The sequence below is a fragment of the Salipiger bermudensis genome (assembly GCF_019801965.1).
GTDB lineage: Bacteria > Pseudomonadota > Alphaproteobacteria > Rhodobacterales > Rhodobacteraceae > Salipiger > Salipiger bermudensis_A.
Genome location: NZ_JAHVIA010000005.1, coordinates 86,437 through 100,958 on the forward strand (window position 1 = coordinate 86,437; position 14,522 = coordinate 100,958).

General features: G+C 66.8%; 20 protein-coding genes. All 20 read right to left on the reverse strand.

Annotated elements, in window-relative coordinates:
* Positions 1-29 precede the first annotated feature (29 nt).
* The 20 genes from KUV62_RS12255 to KUV62_RS12350 all read right to left on the reverse strand — a co-directional run bounded on the left by KUV62_RS12255 (position 30) and on the right by KUV62_RS12350 (position 14,500).
* Positions 30-638: an NADH-quinone oxidoreductase subunit J gene (locus KUV62_RS12255; protein ID WP_222604000.1), complete on the reverse strand. Its 609-nt coding sequence runs from the start codon at positions 636-638 to the stop codon at positions 30-32.
* Positions 635-1,039, reverse strand: a complete 405-nt coding sequence (locus KUV62_RS12260; protein WP_222604001.1) for a carboxymuconolactone decarboxylase family protein — start codon at positions 1,037-1,039, stop codon at positions 635-637. Before KUV62_RS12260 ends, KUV62_RS12255 begins: the two co-directional genes overlap by 4 nt.
* 102 nt (positions 1,040-1,141) lie before the next feature.
* A complete protein-coding gene (gene nuoI, locus KUV62_RS12265; protein ID WP_222604002.1) occupies positions 1,142-1,636 on the reverse strand; it encodes an NADH-quinone oxidoreductase subunit NuoI in 495 nt (164 codons plus the stop codon).
* An 8-nt stretch (positions 1,637-1,644) separates the two neighbouring features.
* Entirely contained in the window at positions 1,645-2,682 is a 1,038-nt protein-coding gene (gene nuoH / locus KUV62_RS12270; RefSeq protein ID WP_222604003.1) for an NADH-quinone oxidoreductase subunit NuoH, read from the reverse strand.
* A gap of 10 nt (positions 2,683-2,692) precedes the next feature.
* Positions 2,693-3,088 carry a hypothetical protein gene (locus KUV62_RS12275; RefSeq protein ID WP_222604004.1) on the reverse strand — a complete coding sequence of 132 codons (396 nt, stop codon included), beginning with the start codon at positions 3,086-3,088 and terminating at the stop codon, positions 2,693-2,695.
* Between the two features lie 2 nt (positions 3,089-3,090).
* Positions 3,091-5,091: an NADH-quinone oxidoreductase subunit NuoG gene (gene nuoG, locus KUV62_RS12280; protein ID WP_222604005.1), complete on the reverse strand. Its 2,001-nt coding sequence runs from the start codon at positions 5,089-5,091 to the stop codon at positions 3,091-3,093.
* Positions 5,092-5,187: 96 nt separating this feature from the next.
* Positions 5,188-5,601, reverse strand: a complete 414-nt coding sequence (locus KUV62_RS12285) for a DUF5333 domain-containing protein (protein ID WP_222604006.1) — start codon at positions 5,599-5,601, stop codon at positions 5,188-5,190.
* Between the two features lie 128 nt (positions 5,602-5,729).
* The gene (locus KUV62_RS12290) at positions 5,730-6,083 is read right to left on the reverse strand and encodes a hypothetical protein (protein WP_222604007.1); all 354 of its coding nucleotides are present in this window, start codon (positions 6,081-6,083) and stop codon (positions 5,730-5,732) included.
* 8 nt (positions 6,084-6,091) lie between these two features.
* Positions 6,092-6,532 (reverse strand): DUF5333 family protein, encoded by a 441-nt coding sequence (locus tag KUV62_RS12295; protein ID WP_222604008.1) that lies wholly within the window; start codon positions 6,530-6,532, stop codon positions 6,092-6,094.
* A 2-nt stretch (positions 6,533-6,534) separates the two neighbouring features.
* Positions 6,535-7,830: an NADH-quinone oxidoreductase subunit NuoF gene (nuoF, locus tag KUV62_RS12300; RefSeq protein WP_222604009.1), complete on the reverse strand. Its 1,296-nt coding sequence runs from the start codon at positions 7,828-7,830 to the stop codon at positions 6,535-6,537.
* A gap of 4 nt (positions 7,831-7,834) precedes the next feature.
* Positions 7,835-8,053, reverse strand: coding sequence for a DUF5337 domain-containing protein (locus KUV62_RS12305; RefSeq protein WP_040544732.1), 219 nt, complete (start codon positions 8,051-8,053; stop codon positions 7,835-7,837).
* A gap of 115 nt (positions 8,054-8,168) precedes the next feature.
* Complete coding sequence (locus tag KUV62_RS12310; RefSeq protein WP_222604010.1) at positions 8,169-8,957, reverse strand: endonuclease; 789 nt, start codon at positions 8,955-8,957, stop codon at positions 8,169-8,171.
* 35 nt (positions 8,958-8,992) lie between these two features.
* Complete coding sequence (locus KUV62_RS12315) at positions 8,993-10,141, reverse strand: NADH-quinone oxidoreductase subunit E (protein WP_222604011.1); 1,149 nt, start codon at positions 10,139-10,141, stop codon at positions 8,993-8,995.
* A gap of 10 nt (positions 10,142-10,151) precedes the next feature.
* The gene (locus tag KUV62_RS12320) at positions 10,152-10,460 is read right to left on the reverse strand and encodes a hypothetical protein (protein WP_222604012.1); all 309 of its coding nucleotides are present in this window, start codon (positions 10,458-10,460) and stop codon (positions 10,152-10,154) included.
* Positions 10,460-10,777, reverse strand: coding sequence for a hypothetical protein (locus KUV62_RS12325; protein ID WP_222604013.1), 318 nt, complete (start codon positions 10,775-10,777; stop codon positions 10,460-10,462). The genes KUV62_RS12320 and KUV62_RS12325 overlap by 1 nt, the downstream gene beginning before the upstream one ends.
* 102 nt (positions 10,778-10,879) lie before the next feature.
* Positions 10,880-12,109 (reverse strand): NADH-quinone oxidoreductase subunit D, encoded by a 1,230-nt coding sequence (locus KUV62_RS12330; RefSeq protein ID WP_222604324.1) that lies wholly within the window; start codon positions 12,107-12,109, stop codon positions 10,880-10,882.
* A 109-nt stretch (positions 12,110-12,218) separates the two neighbouring features.
* Entirely contained in the window at positions 12,219-12,824 is a 606-nt protein-coding gene (locus KUV62_RS12335; protein ID WP_222604014.1) for an NADH-quinone oxidoreductase subunit C, read from the reverse strand.
* Positions 12,825-12,843: 19 nt separating this feature from the next.
* A complete protein-coding gene (locus KUV62_RS12340; protein ID WP_222604015.1) occupies positions 12,844-13,464 on the reverse strand; it encodes a NuoB/complex I 20 kDa subunit family protein in 621 nt (206 codons plus the stop codon).
* Positions 13,455-13,820, reverse strand: coding sequence for an NADH-quinone oxidoreductase subunit A (locus KUV62_RS12345; protein ID WP_222604016.1), 366 nt, complete (start codon positions 13,818-13,820; stop codon positions 13,455-13,457). Before KUV62_RS12345 ends, KUV62_RS12340 begins: the two co-directional genes overlap by 10 nt.
* Positions 13,821-14,056: 236 nt before the next feature.
* Positions 14,057-14,500 carry a hypothetical protein gene (locus KUV62_RS12350; protein ID WP_261395610.1) on the reverse strand — a complete coding sequence of 148 codons (444 nt, stop codon included), beginning with the start codon at positions 14,498-14,500 and terminating at the stop codon, positions 14,057-14,059.
* Positions 14,501-14,522 lie beyond the last annotated feature (22 nt).

A 14,522-nucleotide genomic window follows, 5' to 3' on the forward strand; every position in this document is an offset into this window, starting at 1 on the left:
CCGCGCGCGGCGCGGGCCGGGCGGCGGCGTTAGAGCCCCTGCCCCGGTTTCACGTCCCGCAGCTCCATCGCCTTCTTCGGATCGCGGTACATCTGCGCCAGCACGTTCTGGCGCTTGACGTCCTGACGGTGGCGCAGGGTCAGCACGATGGCCCCGATCATCGCCACCAGCAGGATCAGGCCGGCGAGCTGGAACAGCAGGAAATAACGGTCATAGAGCAGCAGGCCGAGCGCCGCGGTGTTCTGGGTCTCGGAGGCCAGCGGCGTCGGCGCCGAGAGCTGCGAGGCGGCGATCTCGGAGGTTTCCCAGACGCCGAAGGCCATGCCCAGCTGCATCAGCAGGATCACCCCGATCAGCAGCGCCAGCGGCATGTATTTCGCCATCCCCGCCCGAAGCTCGGCGAAATCGACATCGAGCATCATCACAACGAAGAGGAACAGCACCGCCACCGCGCCGACATAGACGATGACCAGCAGCATCGCCACGAATTCCGCCCCCAGGAGCACGAAGAGCCCAGCCGAGCTGAGGAAGGCCAGGATCAGCCAGAGCACCGAGTGCACCGGGTTGCGGCTGATCACGGTGAACAGCCCGCCGACGATGGTGCAGAGCGCGAACAGGTAGAAGGCGAACACGGTCATTCTTCGTCATCCTTGTTGTCTTCCATCACCTCGCGCGCAAGCTCCATGGCGCGGGTCATGGCGGGTATGCCGGCGAACATCGACATGTGGGCGATGGTCTCGGCGATCTCGTCCTTGGTGGCGCCGGCCTCGATCAGGTGGCGCACGGTCATCCTGAGCGGCGTATCGGCCTGCGCGCCCTGCATCGTCAAGCCCGCCAGCGTCAGGAGAAGGCGGGTTTTGCTGTCGAGCCCCTCCTTCGACATGCCGCGACCGAACCAGAACTCCATGAAATCCTTGGGCATGGTCGGCCAGAGCTTTTCGTACTCGCGGGGCGAGAAGCTTTCGAGCGCCGGGTTGAAGGCCTTCGCCATCTCCTGCGCCTGCTGCATCATCAGCTCGAACGGGGTCTTGTCGGTCATGCCGCGGCTCCTTGCTCATGGGCAGCGCCACGCCGCCGCGCGGGGCGGCAGCGGGGTCCGATAGGGGCGATGCGGGTGGCGGTCATGGCGATTTCTCTCGGCTCAGCGGTAGGGCGCGTCCAGTTCGAGGTTGCGGGCGATCTCGGCTTCCCAGCGCTCGCCGTTGTCGAGCAGCTTTTGCTTGTCGTAGAACAGCTCTTCCCGGGTCTCGGTGGAGAACTCGAAATTCGGCCCCTCGACGATGGCGTCCACCGGGCAGGCCTCCTGGCAGAAACCGCAATAGATGCACTTGGTCATGTCGATGTCGTAGCGCGTGGTGCGGCGGCTGCCGTCATCGCGCGGCTCGGCATCGATGGTGATGGCCTGCGCCGGGCAGATCGCCTCGCAGAGCTTGCAGGCGATGCAGCGCTCTTCCCCGTTGGGGTAGCGGCGCAGCGCGTGCTCGCCGCGGAAACGGGGCGAGAGCGGGCCCTTCTCGTGCGGATAGTTGAGCGTCGGCTTGGGCGCGAAGAAGTATTTCAGTCCGAGCTGGAAGCCCTTGATGAAATCCGCCAGCAGGAAATACTTCGCAGCGCGGCCGTAATCGATCTGAGTCATGAGCTAGCTTAACCTCCCGTGGTCCAGCGGGCGAAGATGCCCCAGAACCAGCCGAACTTGGCGGCAAAGGACACGAAGACCACCCACACGAGGCTGAACGGAAGGAACACCTTCCAGCCGAGGCGCATGAGCTGGTCGTAGCGATAGCGGGGCGTGATCGCCTTCACCATCGCGAAGATGAAGAAGAAGAAGGCCATCTTGCCGACCATCCACAGCGCGCCGTCGGGCAGGCCCGGGATCGGCGACAGCCAGCCGCCGAAGAACAGCAGCGAGGTCAGCGCGCACATCAGGAAGATGGCGATGTATTCACCGGCCATGAACAGCAGGAAGGGCGTGGCCGAGTATTCCACCTGATAGCCGGCGACCAGTTCCGATTCCGCTTCCGGCAGGTCGAAGGGCGGGCGGTTGGTCTCGGCCAACGCCGAGATGAAGAACAGGAAGACCATCGGGAAATGCGGCAGCCAGTACCAGCCGAAGAAGCCCCAGCCGGTATCCTGTGCCTCGACGATGTGGCCGAAGTTCATCGAGCCGGTCGAGATGATCACGCCGATGATGATCAGGCCGATGGAGACCTCGTAGGAGATCATCTGCGCCGCGGAGCGCAGCGAGCCCAGGAACGGGTATTTCGAGTTCGACGCCCAGCCGCCCATGATCACGCCGTAGACCTCGAGCGAGGAGATCGCGAAGACGTAGAGGATGGCCACGTTGATGTCGGACAGCACCCAGCCGTCGGAGAACGGGATCACCGCCCAGGCGATCATCGACATGACGAAGGAAATCATCGGCGCAAGGATGAACACGGCCTTGTCGGAGCCGGCGGGGATCACCACCTCCTTGACGACGTATTTCAGCGCGTCGGCCACCGATTGCAGGATCCCGAAGGTGCCCACCACGTTGGGCCCGCGCCGCATCTGGACCGCGGCCCAGATCTTGCGGTCACCGTAGACCAGGAACAGCAGCGAGATCATCACGAAGCCGAGCACGGCCAGGCACTGGGCCAGGATGATCACGAAGGTTCCGATCGGGGTTGAGAAGAAGTCTGCCATCAAGTGTCCCTCACACCATCGGTATTTCGTTCTCGGCGCAGGCTGATGCGACGACTTCGGCATCGATCGTCTTCAGCCCCGCGGGCAACGCCGCCGAGATCGTGTAAACAGCATCTCCGCGCCAGAGGCCACCCTCTTGCGCGACATTCGTGCGCAGATGCCGCGCAAATCCGTAGCCGCGGATCAGCGCATACTGCGCCGCAGCGCAACGGGCGTAATCCTCGACATCCGCCGCATCGCGGGCGCCGCGCATCTGCACGAAGAAATTCACCAGATCGCCATCCAGCAGCCGCGTCTCAACCCCCTCGTAGACCGGCACGAACGGCGCGTCGGGCTCCGGCGCCGTCTCGGCGCAGGAGGCCAGCGCCGTCAGCGCGAGGCAGGAAAGGGAGAGGCGCGCCCGCATGGTCATTCGGCGGCGAGCGGCTGGTCGCGGCGGGCCTTGGCGTTGGCCGAGAGCTCGGCCATCAGCACGCTCGACCGCGCGATCGGGTTGGTCAGGTAGAAATCCTTGACCGCGTAGCGGAACGACGCGTCGCCCAGTGAGCCCGGCTCGGTGCTGGCCCAGGTGTTGCCCGGAACCTCGTCGATCTGCGCCAGGTGCGGCACCTCGGCCACCAGCTTCTGACGCAGCTGCGGCAGGCTGTCCCACGGCAGCGTCGCGCCGAGCTCGGCGGAGAGCGCGCGCAGGATCGCCCAGTTCTCCTTGGCCTCGCCCGGCGGGAAGCACGCGCGCATGGCGAGCTGCGGGCGGCCCTCGGTATTGACGAAGAGCCCGTGCTCCTCGGTATAGGCCGCGCCCGGCAGGATCACGTCGGCGCGGTGCGCGCCGCGGTCACCGTGGCTGCCCTGGTAGATCACCAGCGGGCCCTCGGCGATCTCGACCTCGTCGGCGCCGAGGTTCCAGATCACGTCGGCGCCGTCGATCGCCGCCTCCATGCCGCCCTCGGTCACCGCGTTCACGTCGAGCGCGCCGACGCGGGCCGCGGCGGTGTGCAACACCATGAACTTGGCAGAGGCCGCCTCGGCCAGCTTCATCGCGGTCGAGAGCACCGCGGCGCCATCGGCCTCCTGCAGCGCACCCTGCCCGACGATGACCACCGCGCCCTCGCCCGCCTCGGCGGCGGAGAGCGCCGCGCGGTCGGCGCCGAGATGCTCGTAGTCATAGGTCAGGTCCACCGCCTCGCCGATCAGCTTCACGGTGGCGCCGTGCAGCCAGGCCTTGCGGATGCGCGCATTGAGCACCGGCGCTTCCTGCGCCGGGTTGGCGCCGACGAGGATGACCTCGCGCGCATGATCCAGATCCTCGATCAGCGCGTTGCCGACATAGGCCGAGCGGTTGCCAGCGGGCAGCTTGGCGCCATCGGTGCGACACTCGACCGAGCCGCCCTGCCCCTCGATCAGGGTCTTGAGCGAGAACGCCGCCTCCACCGAGGCCAGATCGCCGACGAGGCCCACCGGCTTCTTGGCAGCCTTCAGCGCCTCGGCGACCTTGCCGAGCGCCTCGGGCCAGCTGGCCGGGCGCAACTTGCCGTTGTCGCGGATATAGGGCTTGTCGAGGCGCTGGCGGCGCAGGCCGTCCCAGACGAAGCGGGTCTTGTCGGAAATCCACTCCTCGTTCACGCCGTCATGGTTGCGCGGCAGGAAGCGCATCACTTCGCGGCCCTTTGTGTCGACCCGGATGTTGGAGCCGAGCGCATCCATCACGTCGATGCTCTCGGTCTTGGTCAGCTCCCAGGGGCGGGCGGTGAAGGCGTAGGGCTTGGAGACCAGCGCGCCCACCGGGCAAAGGTCGATGATGTTGCCCTGCAGGTTCGAGTCGAGCGTCTGGTTGAGGTAGCTGGTGATCTCGGCATCCTCGCCGCGCCCGGTCTGGCCCATCTGAGCGATGCCCGCCACCTCGGTGGTGAAGCGCACGCAGCGCGTGCAGGAGATGCAGCGGGTCATGTGGGTCTCGACCAGCGGGCCGAGATCGAGGTCGTCGACGGCGCGCTTGGGCTCGCGGAAGCGCGAGAAATCGACACCATAGGCCATCGCCTGGTCCTGCAGATCGCATTCGCCGCCTTGGTCGCAGATCGGGCAATCGAGCGGGTGGTTGATGAGCAGGAACTCCATCACCCCCTCGCGCGCCTTCTTAACCATCGGCGAGTTGGTCTTGACCACCGGCGGCTGGCCCTCGGGCCCGGGGCGCAGATCGCGCACCTGCATGGCGCAGGAGGCCGCGGGCTTGGGCGGACCGCCCACCACCTCGACAAGACACATGCGGCAATTGCCGGCGATCGACAGGCGCTCGTGGTAGCAGAAGCGCGGGATCTCGATCCCGGCCTGCTCGCAGGCCTGGATCAGCGTCATGGCCGGATCGACCTCCAGCTCTTTCCCGTCGATGATGATCTTGCGCAGGTCACTCATTGGCATCTTCCCAGACAGAATTTTGGCTCGGCACGGCGCAAAGGCCGCCCGCGGCGCCAGCGAGGCGCATCGTGGCGTTCTCTGCGCCGCGCCGCATCACCGGGCCCTCAGGAGCGCGCCGATCTGCGAGCCCCTGCTGATTTCTTCGCGGCCGACGCGGCAATAGCCGGCTTCCTGGCCCAGCGTCACGCCGCGGGCCTCGAGCCATGCCTCGCCCTCGGCGCGCATCTTCTTCTTCTCTTGTTTCGAGGTGACGTAATCCTCGATCTCGTCTTCGCTATAGCCCAGCGAGCGGGCGCGCGACTTGAGCTTCGCGAGATAGGCGTAGGCGGTGATCATGCGGGCGTCGATGCTGCCGCAGGTGTTGCGGATCTCGTCGGCGATGCCCACCGCCAGCAGGCCGTCATGGATCTCCTTGACCTGGCCCAGCGGCGCCTTCGCGGTGGCGGCGGCGGGCAGGCTCGCGAGCGCTGTCGCGCAGGCCAGGAGAAGCGTCTTGATGATGCGCATGTCAGTCCTCCGATGCGGGGTTGCGGAGCGCGCGCGCGAGCGCACGCCTCCATCTCCCGACATGGGGGCCGCATGTTCCGTTATGCAATAACATGCGCGGCAAGCCGCTGATATGACGGCGAAACCTCTCACTCCGCGCAGCGCCCCCGGAAGGTGACCTTGTTGTCGCTCAGATCGAGCTGCTGGCGCGGCGTCTCGGGACCGACCTGCCAGTCGATATCGGAGGTGCCGAGATACTCGATGCAGTACTTAATGCCCTCGTATTCCGCGCCGCCGACGGCACCATCGAGCGAGGCGCTGGCGGGGCCAGCGGTCGCGACGAAGCTGGCGCGGTCGCCCTTCACCGGCTTGGCCTTGCCCGAGAAGGTGACGCCGCCGTAGTTATAATCGTTCTTGATGCTGCCGCATCCCGCAACCGCAACCGCAGTCAGCGCCAGCGCCGCCCAGGTTCCGATGCCGTTTCGCTTGCTCACCTTGCCCATCCCGTCCTTCAAAGTCTCGTCAGCACCCGGCCCACATCGGAGCCTTCGGCGATCTCCGCCTCGCCCACCGGGCAGAGCGACTGCGGCGCCTCGACGGAGCCGCCGCGCGACGCGAGGTAGCCCTCGACCGCCGCGGTGGTGCCGTTGAAATCATGCGATGCGAACACCGCGTCGAGCGCCGCGCGATCCTCGCCCGCCGCGACCATCTCCTCGGTGGCGCGGTGCACCGCGCCGCCATAGGGCGACGGCGCCATGGTGATCCCCTGCCCGTAGCAGGCATCGGCGATGCGCTCGGCCACCAGCAGCGTCACCACGCGGCGCTCCCAGCGATCCTCGAGCGCGCCGCCCGAGGGCAGCGCCGCGCCGCTCGACATGGTGGTGCCGGCGGCACAGCCCGCGAGCAGCAGCGCCGAAACCGGCACGAGGAGATATGAGGCCCGCCGCGACATGCTCACTCCGCCGCCATCGCGCCCATGCGGCCGGTCTTCTTGGCCTTGATGCGATCCTCGATCTCCTCTCGGAAATGCCGGATCAGGCCCTGGATCGGCCAGGCCGCCGCGTCACCCAGGGCGCAGATGGTGTGGCCCTCGACCTGCTTGGTCACGTCGAGTAGCATGTCGATCTCCTCGACCTCCGCCTCGCCGCGCACCAGCCGGTCCATCACGCGCATCATCCAGCCGGTGCCCTCGCGGCACGGGGTGCACTGGCCGCAGCTCTCGTGCTTGAAAAATTTCGACAGCCGCCAGACCGCCTTCACCACGTCGGTGTTCTGGTCCATCACGATCATGCAGCCGGTGCCGAAGCTCGACTTGTTCTCGCGCATCCAGTCGAAATCGAAGATCGCGTCCTCGAGCTTGTCCTTGGGCAGGATCGGACAGGAGGCGCCGCCGGGGATGATGGCCTTGAGATTGTCCCAGCCGCCTCGGATGCCGCCGCCGTGCTTTTCGATGATCTCGCGCACCGAGAGCGACATCTCCTCCTCGAAGACGCAGGGCGTGTTGACGTGGCCGGTGAGGCCCATGAGCTTGGTGCCCGAGTTGTTCTTGCGGCCGAAGCCCGAGAACCAGCTCGCACCGCGGCGCAGGATGGTCGGCACCACGGCGATGGACTCGACGTTGTTCACGGTGGTCGGGCAGCCGTAGAGGCCCGCGCCCGCCGGGAACGGCGGCTTCATCCGCGGCATGCCCTTCTTGCCCTCGAGGCTCTCCAGCAGCGAGGTCTCCTCGCCGCAGATATAGGCGCCGGCGCCGTGATGCAGGTAGAGGTCGAAATCCCAGCCGGTGCCGCAGGCGTTCTTGCCGATCATGCCGGCGTCATAGGCCTCGTCGATGGCCGCCTGCAGCGCCTCGCGCTCGCGGATGTATTCGCCGCGGATGTAGATGTAGGAGGTGTGCGCCCCCATGGCGAAACTGGCGATCAGCGCGCCCTCGATCAGCGTGTGCGGATCGTGGCGCATGATCTCGCGGTCCTTGCAGGTCGCGGGCTCGGACTCGTCGGCGTTGATCACCAGGTAGGCCGGGCGACCATCGCTCTCCTTAGGCATGAAGGACCACTTCAGGCCGGTCGGGAAACCCGCCCCGCCGCGGCCGCGCAGGCCGGAGGCCTTCATCTCATCGATGATCCAGTCGCGGCCCTTGCCGATGATCCCGGCGGTCCCGTCCCAGTGGCCACGCTTCTTCGCACCCTGCAGCGTGCGATCATGCATGCCGTAGAGATTGGTGAAAATGCGGTCCTCGTCCTTCAGCATCGCATCAGTCCTTGTTCTGCTGGCGCGCGCGCCAGAGCCCGTAAATCATCCAGATCGCCGTCCCGAACCCGGCGATCGCCGCCAGGTCGAAGAAGGCGCGTGTGCGCTGGGACCATCCCAGCGCCTCGCCGGCCAGCATGGCGGCGATCCAGGCCAGCCCGGTGCCGGCGATCACGAGCGCGATGATGCGCCCTTGCCGGTTGTGGCGGTCCCGGTCGGTCATGCGGTGGCCCTTTCCTTGGCCTCGGGGGCGCTGCGACACGCCCATCGCGCCGCGGCCCGTCTTGTCTTTTGCTCCCGCCCGGGCGCCTGGCCTGGGCGGGACGTCCTTGCCGGCCTCAGTAGACCTCGCCCTTGTCGACGCGGGTCGAGAACGCGGTCTCGCCCCCGGCGGCAAGAATCTTCGCCTGGCCGATCCAGTCATCGCGCGACACGCGGCCGCGGAAGCCCTTGAGATTGGCGTCCATCCACGCCACCTCAGCGGCGCTCCAGCTGGCGATCTGGTCGAAATGGTAGATCCCCAGATCGTGCAGCAGCGACTCGAGCTTGGGACCGACGCCCTTGATCTCCTTCAGGTCATCGGCGCCGCTGTCGCGCGGTGCCGAGAGGGCCTCCGGCTGGCTGCCCTCGCCTTCCGGCGCAGGGGCGGCCCCAGTCTCAGCCCCGGTCTCGGCCTCGCCTTCGTATTTCCATGCGCCCTTGCGCGAGGCCAGTTCGGCCTGGCCGGCAAGCGGCTTGCTCGGCTTGATCAGCGGCTCTTCGGACGCCTCAGAGGACGCGGACGTGGCGGCGGTCTCCTCGGACGCTGGCGCATCCTCCTCGACCTTGGCCGGAGCGGGCGCGGCGGCCCGCGCGGGCGAAGGCGCCGGGGCCTCGGCCTTGGATTGCTTCGGCTCGGCGGCCGGCGCGGGCGCGCCGCTCTTGCGGGCGCCGAGCTTCGGCACCGGGGCACAGGTCAGCCAGACGAACAGGCTCCCCAGCAGCGCCGCCGCCAGGATGCCGAGCAGGATCGCCGCGACGATCCCCTTGTGAGCGCCGAGCGCAAACAGCGCCACCAGCAGCCCGATCACGGAAGCCGCAATCCAGCAGTTGCGCTTGCAGGTTCCGTTCGTTGCCATGTCCGTCATTCCAGTCCTCCCCTAAAAGGTCGTGTGGGTCCGCGTCAGTCTTCGCTGACGTCCCCCTTCTTAGCACGACCGGAGAATTCCGTCTCTCCACCGGAGGATAGGACTTTCGCCTGATCCACCCAGCCATCCCGGGTGACCCGGCCCTTGAAGCCCTGCAGGTTCGCGTCGACCCAGGCGACCTCATCCTCGGACCAGTTGGCGATCTGGTCGAAATGGTAGAAGCCGAGGCTGTGGCACAGCGCCTCGAGCTTCGGCCCGACGCCCTTGATCAGCTTGAGATCGTCGGCGCCACCGTCGCGCGGGGCCTCGAGCGCCTCGGGGCGGGTGCCGACATCGGCCTCCTCGACCGGGCTTTCGACCTTGGCGGCCGACTCGACCGGCGCTTCGCGCTTGTCCACGCCAGTGTCATCGGCCGGAACGCCCTCGGCCAGCTTCGGCGCGTGGGTGTCGGGCTCGGCATCGCCCTTCTCGTCCGAGCGGTCGCGCCACGGGGTGCGCAGCGGCACCTCGGTGCCGTCGATGCGCTTGACCGTGTCGCCGATCGTGGTGGCGAGCTCGACAGAGGCGTTGTACTCCGCGCGGCCCTCGACGTGCTCGGTCAGAACCACCGGCCCGCCCTTGGGCTCGGAAGCATAGCGGCCATTCTGCGGACCCGGCACCGGCACCTTGCCCGCGGCGAGCTCATCGAGGATCTCGGCCAGGCGCTCGGCGGTGAGATCTTCGTAATAGTCCTTGCCGATCTGGGCCATCGGCGCGTTGGCGCAGGAGCCCAGGCACTCGACCTCTTCCCAGGAGAACTTGCCGTCGGCGGAGACCTCATGCGGCTTGGGGGCGATCTTGTCCTTGCAGACGCCGATCAGGTCCTCGGCGCCGCAGATCATGCAGGTGGTGGTGCCGCAGATCTGGATATGCGCAATGGAGCCAACCGGTTGCAGCTGGAACATGAAGTAGAAGGTCGCGACCTCGAGCACCCGGATATAGGCCATGTCGAGCATCTCGGCCACGGCCTCGATCGCCGGACGGGTCAGCCAGCCCTCCTGCTCCTGCGCCCGCCACAGCAGCGGGATCACGGCGCTGGCCTGGCGACCGGCGGGATACTTGCTGATCTGCCCCTCGGCCCAGGCCATGTTGGCTTGGGTGAAGGCGAAACTCTCTGGCTGGTCTGGATGAAGACGGCGAAGCATCGGGCAGTTCCTATTGGGTCAGCACGCAGACGAGCGGGATGTTCGGGACGGTGCGGTCGGGGGACTCCCCCGCCAGTTCCTTGAGCAGCACGGTCTGACGCTGGTTCTGAGTTTCGATGTTGTCGGCGATGAAACACAGGTACATCTCCGTGTCCTTCATCATGCCGAAGCTCGCATTCCCGGCCGGCGAGGTGGCGAAGGGCGCGAACCCCTCCGCCGCCAGCTCGGAGACGAAGGCATAGCGGCTTTCCCCCACCTCGATCGCCGCGGCCAGACCCGGCGCGCAGGCAAGCGCTGCAATGAGGGAAACCACACGCATCAGGCGGCCGCCTCCGGCGCGGGGGCGTCGACGCTCGGCGTGCAGGCGCCGGTGGTCAGGCGGAAGCCGCCGGCCTCGCTGGCCACGCCGGCGCCGGCCGCGACGCGGTAATTGGCGACCTGCTGGATCTGCTCGCGGGTCAGGCCCGTCTGCAGCTCGACCGGCAGGTAATCAGATTCGTAATCGAGCGTGCAGCCGATCGAGGCGACGGCCTCGTCAAAGGCCCGCAGCTGCGCGTCGTCGATGCCCTGGGGCGGCAGCGCGAGGCAGCCGGCGGTGGCGATGAGCGGCAGCAGCAGCCAGCTTTTCTTCAGCATCTCGTTCCCTCGTCCTTTTTCTCTGTGCGTCTCTCGGGGTTCCCGGAGACGCCGATTGGCCGGGCACTCCGAGGTGCCCCACCCGTCATCACTTTGGTCGCCTCAGCGGTCGACCTCGCCGAACACGATGTCGAGCGAGCCGAGGATCGCCGCCACGTCGGCCAGCTGGTGGCCGCGGCAGAGGTAGTCCATCGACTGCAGGTGCAGGAAGCCCGGCGCGCGCAGCTTAGCGCGGTAGGGCTTGTTGCTGCCATCGGCCACGAGATAGACGCCGAACTCGCCCTTGGGCGCCTCGACGCAGGCATAGACCTCGCCCTCTGGCACGTGGAAGCCCTCGGTGTAGAGCTTGAAGTGGTGGATGAGCGCCTCCATCGAGGTCTTCATCTCGGAGCGCTTCGGCGGGGTCACCTTGCCGCGCGCCAGCACGTCGCCCTGATTTTCCGGCAGGCGCAGCTTCTCGAGCGCCTGCTTCATGATCTTCACGCTCTCGCGCATCTCGGCCATGCGGCAGAGGTAGCGATCGTAGCAATCGCCGTTCTTGCCGACGGGGATCTGGAACTCGAACTCGTCGTAGCACTCGTAGGGCTGCGCGCGGCGCAGGTCCCAGGCGAGGCCGGAGCCCCGCACCATGACCCCCGAGAAGCCGTATTTCTGGATGTCATCCTCAGTAACGACGCCGATATCGGCGTTGCGCTGCTTGAAGATCCGGTTCTCGGTCAGCAGGTCATCGATGTCCTGCAGGCGGGCCGGGAACTCGTCGCACCAGGTGTCGATGTCGTCGATCAGCTCGGGCGGCAGATCCTGGTGCACACCGCCAGGACGGAAATAGGCCGCGTGCAGGCGCGCCCCGCAGGCGCGCTCGTAGAAGATCATCAGCTTCTCGCGCTCCTCGAAGCCCCAGAGCGGCGGCGTCAGCGCGCCCACGTCCATGGCCTGCGTGGTCACGTTCAGCAGGTGGTTGAGAATGCGCCCGATCTCGCAATAGAGCACCCGGATGAGCTGCGCCCGGCGCGGCACCTCGGTGCCGGTGAGGCGCTCGATGGCGAGGCACCAGGCGTGCTCCTGGTTCATCGTGCCGACATAGTCGAGTCGGTCGAAATAGGGCAGGTTCTGCAGGTAGGTGCGGCTCTCCATCAGCTTCTCGGTGCCGCGGTGCAGCAGGCCGATATGCGGATCGCAGCGCTCGACGATCTCGCCGTCGAGCTCGAGCACAAGGCGCAGCACGCCGTGCGCCGCCGGGTGCTGCGGCCCAAAGTTGATGTTGAAGTTGCGGATCTTCTGCTCGCCCGACAGCGCGTCGGTGCTGCCGTCGTCGAATTTCGAGCCGTCCATCATCCCAGCTCTCCTCTCATCGCGGGGGCGCCAAAAATCTTCGTCCGAAGATTTTTCGCGGGGCCAAGATTTTTCGTCCGAAAAATCTTCGGCTCTGACGTTGCACGCATCATTTCGCCTCCGCCTTCTCGTCGCCGGGCAGCACGTATTGCGCGCCTTCCCATGGCGACATGAAGTCGAACTGGCGGTATTCCTGCACCAGGCTCACCGGCTCGTAGACCACGCGCTTGAGCTCTTCGTCGTAGCGCACCTCGACATAGCCGGTGGTCGGGAAATCCTTGCGCAGCGGATGGCCGCGGAAGCCGTAATCGGTGAGGATGCGGCGCAGGTCCGGGTGGCCCGAGAAGATGATGCCGAACATGTCGAACACCTCGCGCTCGAACCAGTCGGCGCTGGGGTGGGTGCCGGTGATCGACGGCACCACGTCATCCTCGCGCACCGCCACGCGCAGGCGGATGCGCTGGTTCTGGTACATCGACAGGAAGTGGTAGACCACGTCGAAGCGCTTGGGGCGCTCGGGATGATCGACCGCGGTGATGTCGACCAGCGACGAGAACCGGCAGGACGGATCGGTCTTGAGGAATTCGACGAAGCCCGGGATGTTGGCCGGGGTCACGTCGACGGTCAGCTCGTCGAACGCCACGGACCAGCCGAGCACGCAATCGGGGCGCCGCAGTTCGAGATGGCCGCCGAGTTCTTTCAGTGCTTGCGTCATGTCTCTCTCCCCGCCTCGCCTATCGCACGATCGTGCCGGTGCGGCGGATCTTCTTCTGCAGCGCCATCAGGCCGTAGAGCAGCGCCTCCGCCGTCGGCGGGCAGCCCGGAACGTAGACGTCGACCGGGACGATGCGGTCGCAGCCGCGCACCACTGAGTAGCTGTAATGATAATAGCCGCCGCCATTGGCGCAGGAGCCCATGGAGATGACGTAGCGCGGCTCCGGCATCTGGTCATAGACCTTGCGCAGCGCCGGGGCCATCTTGTTGGTCAGCGTGCCGGCGACGATCATCAGGTCGGACTGGCGCGGGCTGGCGCGCGGCGCGGTGCCGAAGCGCTCGAGATCGTAGCGCGGCATCGAGGTCTGCATCATCTCGACGGCGCAGCAGGCCAGACCGAAGGTCATCCAGTGCAGGCTGCCGGTGCGCGCCCAGTTGATGATGTCGTCGACCGAGGTCAGCAGGAAGCCCTTGTCGGAGAGCTCGCGGTTGAGCGCCTGCGTGGCGACCTCTTTGTCGCCGCCGGCGCGGTAGGCGCCGTAGGCCGCCGGGGCCGAGGCGCCGGATTTCCGCCGCGGCGCCTGCGCCCCGCTGCCCTGCACGTCGGTCACCAGCGGCGTCTGCCCGTCGCTCACTCCCATTCCAGCGCCCCTTTCTTCCATTCATAGGCAAAGCCAGCGGTCAGCACGCCGAGGAACACCATCATCGACCAGAAGCCCACCATGCTCATATCCTTGAAGGCCACGGCCCAGGGAAACAGGAAGGCGATCTCGAGATCGAAGATGATGAACAGGATCGACACCAGGTAGAACCTGACATCGAATTTCATGCGCGCATCATCGAACGCGTTGAAGCCGCATTCGTAGGCCGAGACCTTCTCGGGATCGGGATGACGAACGGCGAGCACGACGGCGGCGAGGATCAGGATGGCGCCGAGCGCGATCGCGATGCCCAGGAAAACGAGAATAGGGAGGTACTCCCTCAGCATCTCTTCCACTTGCTGGCTCCTTTGCGAGGCGCGCCGAGCGACCGGCGCGGAGACCATGGCGATGTTGCCTTGCTATGAGTGACTTATCGCTCACACCCGGCGGGGTCAACAAGCCGCTCAAATATTCAGAATTGGCTAAAACACTGATTTTTTAGAGGGATAGCTTGGAATTCGGGCCCTCACCGCAAGGTCGCGACATTTTTATCGTCGACTCCTGCATACAATTGCCGCGCCCTCGGGGGCGCTCAGGCGGTGACGACCACCAGCGCCAGCGCCGCCAGCACCGCCTGCACCGGCGCCCAGCCGGCGCGCTCGGCCGGCTTGCGAGACATCAGGCTCAGCCCGGCCGAGGCGGCGTGCAGCAGGACGGTGACCCAGCCGGTCCAGCGCGGCCAGACCAGCCCCGGAAAGCCCGCCGCCGCGATGATCGACAGCGCGGCAAACAGCATCAGGAAGGCGGTGAGCCCGGCAAAGAGCCGGCCGCGATAGGGCAAGGCGCCGGTCTCGGCCGCCCCTGGCGCGACGGCGGCGAGCGGCGCGCCGAAGATCAGCGCGATCTGGAAGAAGATCACGGCCAGGCAAAGCGTTGCGTGGAAATGGGCGATCTGGATCAGGGCGCGGTCTCCTTGCAGCTCAGCCCAGCCTGACCGCCTCGGCGCCGCGGCGCAAGGGCCGGTGCCGCGATCCATCGCCCCTGCCCGCTTTCAGGCC

Coding starts and splice junctions, on each gene's coding strand:
- KUV62_RS12255 (WP_222604000.1), bottom strand. CDS start 638: ATGACCGTGTTCGCCTTCTACCTGTTCGCGCTCTGCACCATCGTCGGC.
- KUV62_RS12260 (WP_222604001.1), bottom strand. CDS start 1,039: ATGACCGACAAGACCCCGTTCGAGCTGATGATGCAGCAGGCGCAGGAG.
- nuoI (WP_222604002.1), bottom strand. CDS start 1,636: ATGACTCAGATCGATTACGGCCGCGCTGCGAAGTATTTCCTGCTGGCG.
- nuoH (WP_222604003.1), bottom strand. CDS start 2,682: ATGGCAGACTTCTTCTCAACCCCGATCGGAACCTTCGTGATCATCCTG.
- KUV62_RS12275 (WP_222604004.1), bottom strand. CDS start 3,088: ATGCGGGCGCGCCTCTCCCTTTCCTGCCTCGCGCTGACGGCGCTGGCC.
- nuoG (WP_222604005.1), bottom strand. CDS start 5,091: ATGAGTGACCTGCGCAAGATCATCATCGACGGGAAAGAGCTGGAGGTC.
- KUV62_RS12285 (WP_222604006.1), bottom strand. CDS start 5,601: ATGCGCATCATCAAGACGCTTCTCCTGGCCTGCGCGACAGCGCTCGCG.
- KUV62_RS12290 (WP_222604007.1), bottom strand. CDS start 6,083: ATGGGCAAGGTGAGCAAGCGAAACGGCATCGGAACCTGGGCGGCGCTG.
- KUV62_RS12295 (WP_222604008.1), bottom strand. CDS start 6,532: ATGTCGCGGCGGGCCTCATATCTCCTCGTGCCGGTTTCGGCGCTGCTG.
- nuoF (WP_222604009.1), bottom strand. CDS start 7,830: ATGCTGAAGGACGAGGACCGCATTTTCACCAATCTCTACGGCATGCAT.
- KUV62_RS12305 (WP_040544732.1), bottom strand. CDS start 8,053: ATGACCGACCGGGACCGCCACAACCGGCAAGGGCGCATCATCGCGCTC.
- KUV62_RS12310 (WP_222604010.1), bottom strand. CDS start 8,957: ATGACGGACATGGCAACGAACGGAACCTGCAAGCGCAACTGCTGGATT.
- KUV62_RS12315 (WP_222604011.1), bottom strand. CDS start 10,141: ATGCTTCGCCGTCTTCATCCAGACCAGCCAGAGAGTTTCGCCTTCACC.
- KUV62_RS12320 (WP_222604012.1), bottom strand. CDS start 10,460: ATGCGTGTGGTTTCCCTCATTGCAGCGCTTGCCTGCGCGCCGGGTCTG.
- KUV62_RS12325 (WP_222604013.1), bottom strand. CDS start 10,777: ATGCTGAAGAAAAGCTGGCTGCTGCTGCCGCTCATCGCCACCGCCGGC.
- KUV62_RS12330 (WP_222604324.1), bottom strand. CDS start 12,109: ATGGACGGCTCGAAATTCGACGACGGCAGCACCGACGCGCTGTCGGGC.
- KUV62_RS12335 (WP_222604014.1), bottom strand. CDS start 12,824: ATGACGCAAGCACTGAAAGAACTCGGCGGCCATCTCGAACTGCGGCGC.
- KUV62_RS12340 (WP_222604015.1), bottom strand. CDS start 13,464: ATGGGAGTGAGCGACGGGCAGACGCCGCTGGTGACCGACGTGCAGGGC.
- KUV62_RS12350 (WP_261395610.1), bottom strand. CDS start 14,500: ATGGATCGCGGCACCGGCCCTTGCGCCGCGGCGCCGAGGCGGTCAGGC.